The sequence below is a fragment of the Acinetobacter sichuanensis genome, from assembly GCF_003024515.2.
Taxonomy (GTDB): Bacteria; Pseudomonadota; Gammaproteobacteria; order Pseudomonadales; family Moraxellaceae; genus Acinetobacter; species Acinetobacter sichuanensis.
The window spans coordinates 1-2129 of record NZ_PYIX02000125.1 but is presented as its reverse complement, the minus strand read 5'-3'; the positions used below and the strand labels follow the sequence as shown (position 1 = coordinate 2129).

Below are 2129 nucleotides of genomic sequence, written 5' to 3'. Positions count from 1 at the left end.
CAAAAGATAAATGCAGTAATGTTAAATTTCCTCAATTCCCTTATTTTGAAATTCTCTTATTCAATACCCACGACAGTGGTTATATAGCCTGTTGTTAATAGAATTGATAGACCTAATAACATCTCAAATAAAATGGCATGACTAAGGTGTTTAGCGAATTTAGGATGTTGAAGACGCGGGGTGAAATACCATTTGTTGAAGGCAGCTAAAAGTAGAATACCTATAACAAAAAACATTTTAACCATGAAACCATAGCCATATGCAGTATTGATTAAGGTATTAAAATCTTTAATTAAAAGAAGAGCTACACTAGCGCCACAGGCGATTAATATCCCAACAATGAAAGCAGCAATACGTCCAAATACATGCATGCGATCTTTTAAAGGTAAACCACTTATTTCCCGGCTGGTTTTCCATAACGGATATAAAGACCCCATCCATAACGACATAACTAGAATATGGATTGATAATAAAATTTGAGCAAGTAAGGTTAAATTAGCGACATGTCCGAGCTGGGAAAAACTAAAAATAATCGGGAGAAGTAAAACACAAAATATTGAACTTTCAATTATAGAAAAATGACCTTTGTTCCTGTTAAGTTTAACCACCATGAGAAGAAGTAAAAGAGCAAAACTAATAGAACGAAGAACGTATATATACCCCGTCGGAGTATTAACCAATATATTAATATACGTGGGGTCCACCATACCTGTAATACCAGTATTGGCAAAACTACCAATCAGAATAAAAAATCCCAAGGTACTGGAAATTAGGCCTAATCCAGCGCCAATTGTAATATATTTAAGAATCGATTCTTTTAGTTCAAGATATTGTCTAAGTAAAAAATAGCAAAAGGCTCCACCAACGACAAAAGCTACACTTAAATATAAAATAACCTTAGTTAACCAAGTGGCCCACATCCAATATTCAGAAATCATTATTTTTGTCCATTCTAGAACAACATGCCAGCACCTCACTGACATGTTGAAAGGTAATCAATTCTTATTTAGTTGATTTGATAGTGAAACTATATTCACCATTCATGTTGTGACCATCTTTCCCCATTGTTGTCCAGACAACGGTATATTTACCTTTTTTCAGTTTCGGAAGAGCGACATCAAAGGATTTCTTTAAGTCATGAGTAACTTTATATTTTAAAGGAACATCTCTTCGCTGAGCATCCAGTAACTTGATATTCATCAACATAACCTCTGCACCAAAGTTAAGGGTCAAGTTCTTTGGTTGACTAAGGATAGATGCATTTTCCGCAGGAATCGCACTCACTAAACTCACATGAGCGAACGTAGTTGTAGTAGCCACAATCATCGTTGCAGCTACTACAACATTACGTAGAGCAGTCATTTTATTTTGAAATAATTTCATTTACGTTTCCTCTTGATTCGTTAGTTCATTAGAGATGACTTTATAAAATCTATATTTAATGAGACCACATCATCTCCTCTTATATTTCAATTATTAGTGAGAGACAGAAACAGAGCGATGACTTCAAAATTACATTTTTGTCATTTTTAAAATTTAAAATCTTTAACTATTAAAATAATCTTATTGAAAAATAATGATCATTTAACAAACAAATTATGTAGGTGGTTGATTTATGAAATGTAGTAATCATTTTGTCTAAGAAAATAGTAGCTATTTAATTTTTTATATTTTAGTTTAAATATAAACATGTTATGTTTAATTTGATCTAATATAAATTTGTGGGCTAAGCACATGACTCAAACACGTCCAAGAATGACCAAATTATTTGAACAGCTTGGTTTAGCTTCTACTGAAGAAGCAATTGCAAAATTCATAGAGAGCCATCAGCTAGCTGGAGATGTTTTTTTAACACAAGCAATTTTTTGGACTGATGCTCAACGTCATTTTTTAGAAGAAAAACTACACTCTGATGGTGAATGGACGACAGTGATTGATCAATTAAATGAGTCTTTACATGAAAATTCAGTAAAATAATTTTCCGTTAGTATTAAGGATCTACATTCTTCCCTGCATTGAATACAACTCATTCATACAGTAGTACTGTTTTGGAGATGGAATCTCTATTATATAAGTAGTAGATTCCTTACTCTGAAATTTGGATTATAAACCCTAATATTAAAAATAAT

3 protein-coding genes are annotated in these 2129 nt (G+C 32.3%); 1 reads left to right on the top strand and 2 read right to left on the bottom strand.

What is annotated here, in order from left to right; translation table 11 throughout:
* Nucleotides 1–56 precede the first annotated feature (56 nt).
* Nucleotides 57–938: a copper resistance D family protein gene (locus C9E89_RS22315; protein ID WP_005021625.1), complete on the bottom strand. Its 882-nt coding sequence runs from the start codon at nucleotides 936–938 to the stop codon at nucleotides 57–59.
* Between the two features lie 64 nt (nucleotides 939–1002).
* Nucleotides 1003–1383, bottom strand: coding sequence for a copper resistance CopC family protein (locus C9E89_RS22310; protein ID WP_004681441.1), 381 nt, complete (start codon nucleotides 1381–1383; stop codon nucleotides 1003–1005).
* 351 nt (nucleotides 1384–1734) lie between these two features.
* On the opposite strand from C9E89_RS22310, the gene C9E89_RS22305 reads away from it, so the two are divergent.
* The gene (locus C9E89_RS22305; protein ID WP_004281876.1) at nucleotides 1735–1977 is read left to right on the top strand and encodes a DUF2789 family protein; all 243 of its coding nucleotides are present in this window, start codon (nucleotides 1735–1737) and stop codon (nucleotides 1975–1977) included.
* The last annotated feature ends 152 nt before the right edge of the window (nucleotides 1978–2129 follow it).

What these genes read in the sequence shown, in the direction of transcription:
- C9E89_RS22315 (WP_005021625.1), bottom strand. Translation starts at nt 938, where the DNA reads ATGATTTCTGAATATTGGATGTGGGCCACTTGGTTAACTAAGGTTATT.
- C9E89_RS22310 (WP_004681441.1), bottom strand. Translation starts at nt 1,383, where the DNA reads ATGAAATTATTTCAAAATAAAATGACTGCTCTACGTAATGTTGTAGTA.
- C9E89_RS22305 (WP_004281876.1), top strand. Translation starts at nt 1,735, where the DNA reads ATGACTCAAACACGTCCAAGAATGACCAAATTATTTGAACAGCTTGGT.